The organism is Piscinibacter sp. (assembly GCF_050175855.1).
GTDB lineage: Bacteria > Pseudomonadota > Gammaproteobacteria > Burkholderiales > Burkholderiaceae_C > Piscinibacter.
In genome coordinates this window covers 1-3,118 of record NZ_JBFXIO010000289.1, presented here as the reverse complement: position 1 = coordinate 3,118, position 3,118 = coordinate 1, and the positions used below count along the sequence as shown (strand labels likewise).

The window sequence follows — 3,118 nt, the reverse complement described above, 5'->3', positions numbered from 1 at the left end:
GCGAATGGAGACAACATCGCATGAGCATCGCCCCCTACATCAAGGAGATCGGCCGCGGCAAGGAAGGCGCCCGGTCACTCGATCCGCAACAGGCCCATGACCTGATGAGCCAGGTGCTCGACGGACACGCGAGTGACCTGGAGATCGGCGCCTTCGCGATCGCGATGCGCATCAAGGGCGAGAGCGTGGACGAACTGGCCGGCTTCCTGCGCGCCGTCCACGAGCGCTGCATCCCCGTGCACCCACAGCAGCCGATGGTGGTGCTGCCGTCGTACAACGGCGCGCGCAAGCTGCCCAACCTCACCGCGCTGCTGGCCCTGCTGCTGGCGCAGGAGGGCGTGCCGGTGCTCGTGCACGGGCCCGAGCACGACCCCGGCCGGGTGACCACCGCCGAGATCTTCCAGACGCTCGGCCTGCCCTGCGCGACGGATGCCGCCGACATGCACGCCGCCTGGGCGCGCCGCGAGCCCGTCTTCATCCGCACCGAGGCGCTGTGCCCCCCGCTGGCCCGGCTGCTCGACGTTCGCCGGGTCATCGGGCTGCGCAACCCGGCCCACACCGTGGCCAAGCTGATGGCCCCGGCGCAGGGCGCCCGATCGCTGCGGGTGGTGAACTACACGCATCCGGAGTACGGCCTGACGCTGGCTCAGTTCCTCGCCGCGACGCAGGCCGATGCCATGCTGATGCGCGGCACCGAAGGCGAGCCGGTGGCCGATCCGCGCCGCCTGCCGCGGCTCGACCTGTTCATCGGCGGGCAGCTGCGCAACGACCTCTCGCTGCCCGCGCAGGAGGGCGTGCTCACCGAGATGCCGGTGCTGCCGCGCAGCCACGACGCAGCCACCACGTCGCTGTACATCCAGTCGGTGGTCAGCGGCGAGAAGCCGGCGCCCGGGCCGCTGGCGCAGCAGGTGGCGGCGCTGCAGGGCGCGCTGGCCGCGCTGGCGCAGCCGGCATCGCAGGAGCTGATCGCATGAGTAGCGGCCGAGTCACGCTGGTCGGCGCCGGGCCGGGTGACCCGGAACTGCTCACGCTCAAGGCCGTCCGCGCGATCCGCGCGGCGACGGTGCTGCTGGTCGACGACCTGGTCGGCGACGGGGTGCTGCGCTTCGCACGGCGCTCGGCGCGCATCGTGCACGTGGGCAAGCGCGGTGGCTGCGCCAGCACGCCGCAGGCCTTCATCGAGAAGCTGATGGCCGCCGAGGCGATGAAGGGCGAACGCGTGGTGCGCCTGAAGGGCGGCGACCCGTTCGTGTTCGGGCGCGGCGGCGAGGAGGCCGAGCACCTGCGCGCCCAGGGCATCGATGTCGAGGTGGTCAACGGCATCACCGCCGGGCTGGCCGCGGCCACGTCGCTGGGCGTGCCGCTGACCCACCGCGACCATGCCCACGGCGTGATGCTGGTCACCGGACACGCCCGCGGCGACAACGCGGCACTGCACTGGCCGACGCTTGCCGCCGCGGCCGCACAGGGGCTCACGCTGGTGGTCTACATGGGCGTCACCACGGTGCGCGAACTGCAGCACGGGCTGCTCGGCGCCCTGCCCGGCGGCACGCCGGTGGCCGTGGTGCAGCACGCCAGCCTGCCCACCCAGCGCCAGGCCACGGGCACGCTCGGCGGGCTGGCCGAGCTGGTGCACGCGCACGGCCTGGCCAGCCCGGCGATCATCGTGGTCGGCGACGTGCTGCGTGGCTTGCATCACGCCGCGGCACAAGCGCAACCGATGAAACACGAGCGCAGCGCCTGAGACCGCGGTCGGCCCGTATCATCCGGCGCCACCAGGGAGGCGCACGCCGATGCAGGAACTCGACAAGCTCAACCGGCTCACCGAATCGCATGGCGCGCTGCGCCCGGGCAAGGGGCTGATCTCCGGCGTGATCGCGCTGTCCCTGGCGATTCTCTGTTTCCTGGGCGTGCTCGCCTTCCATTTCCCCGAGTACCTGACCACGCCGCAGCTGCGCAAGAGCTACGACGTCGAGATGCTGCGCCAGGTGATGTACTGGGCGATGGTGGCCGCCGGCGGCATCGCGCTGGTCAACATCGTGTTCGGCCGCTCGCGCTGGCTGGCCGCCGGCGCCTTCGTGCTGGTGGCGCTGACCGCGCTGCTGGGCGGCCACAAGGTGCCGGTCAACGACTTCGCCGACAACACGCCGTACATCGGACTCGACTGGTTCATCCTCGACCTGCTCGGCTCCTCGCTGATCTTCATCTTCATCGAGAAGCTGTTCCCGCTGCGCAAGGACCAGCCTGTCTTCCGCGCCGAGTGGCAGACCGACTTCCACCACTTCATCGTCAACCACATGGTGGTGGGCTTCGTGCTGCTGGCCACCAACCTGCTGGTGCACAAGCTGTTCGGCTGGGCGGCCAAGGACGGCATCCGCTTCTGGGTGCAGGACCTGCCCTTCCCCGTCGCCCTCTTCGGCATCATCCTGGTGGCCGACCTGGTGCAGTACTGGACGCACCGCGCCTACCACGAGGTGCCGCTGCTGTGGCGGCTGCACGCGGTGCACCACAGCGCCAAGAGCATGGACTGGCTGGCCGGCTCGCGCCAGCACATCGTCGAGCTGCTGATCACGCGCACGCTGGTGCTGGCGCCGATCTACGTGCTTGGCTTCAGCAAGGAAGTGATCGACGCCTACATCGTGATCGTCGGCTTCCAGGCGGTGTTCAACCACGCCAACGTGAGCGTGCGGCTCGGTCCGCTGCGCTATGTGATCGTCACGCCCAACTTCCACCACTGGCACCACTCGCAGGACGACGAGGCGATCGACCGAAACTACGCGGCGCACTTCGCCTTCCTCGACCACCTGTTCGGCACCGCGGTGCAGTCCGACCGCCAGTGGCCGGAGCGCTACGGCGTGCAGGGCGACTACGTGCCCGATGGCTTCCTCAAGCAGCTGGCCTTCCCGTTCGTCTGGAAGAAGACCAGCTAGCCGCCCCTCCCCGATCTCGCAGGATCCTCGGTAGAACCCCGCAGCCGCTGCCGCCTTGCCGGCGGCATGGGTTTGATCTACATTAAGCATTCATTGACCGATCGGTCGATGAATGCAGATCAACCCCGAGGTGCCCATGGCCGAAGACGCCGAACCGCTGCTGAGCCGCCGAGACGGCGCCGTGCTCA

Annotated in this window: 3 protein-coding genes; all 3 read left to right on the top strand. The window is 69.7% G+C overall.

Going from position 1 to position 3,118, the window contains the following annotated elements; all coding sequences use genetic code 11:
- The first annotated feature begins 20 nt into the window (after nt 1-20).
- The 3 genes from ybiB to AB7U92_RS19010 are packed head-to-tail and all read left to right on the top strand — an operon-like array spanning nt 21 to nt 2,930.
- A complete protein-coding gene (gene ybiB / locus AB7U92_RS19020) occupies nt 21-974 on the top strand; it encodes a DNA-binding protein YbiB (protein WP_428580550.1) in 954 nt (317 codons plus the stop codon).
- Nucleotides 971-1,744 (top strand): uroporphyrinogen-III C-methyltransferase, encoded by a 774-nt coding sequence (cobA, locus tag AB7U92_RS19015; protein WP_428580547.1) that lies wholly within the window; start codon nt 971-973, stop codon nt 1,742-1,744. The genes ybiB and cobA overlap by 4 nt, the downstream gene beginning before the upstream one ends.
- Before the next feature lie 49 nt (nt 1,745-1,793).
- A complete protein-coding gene (locus tag AB7U92_RS19010) occupies nt 1,794-2,930 on the top strand; it encodes a sterol desaturase family protein (protein ID WP_428580544.1) in 1,137 nt (378 codons plus the stop codon).
- Nucleotides 2,931-3,118 lie beyond the last annotated feature (188 nt).

Coding starts and splice junctions, on each gene's coding strand:
- ybiB (WP_428580550.1), top strand. CDS start 21: ATGAGCATCGCCCCCTACATCAAGGAGATCGGCCGCGGCAAGGAAGGC.
- cobA (WP_428580547.1), top strand. CDS start 971: ATGAGTAGCGGCCGAGTCACGCTGGTCGGCGCCGGGCCGGGTGACCCG.
- AB7U92_RS19010 (WP_428580544.1), top strand. CDS start 1,794: ATGCAGGAACTCGACAAGCTCAACCGGCTCACCGAATCGCATGGCGCG.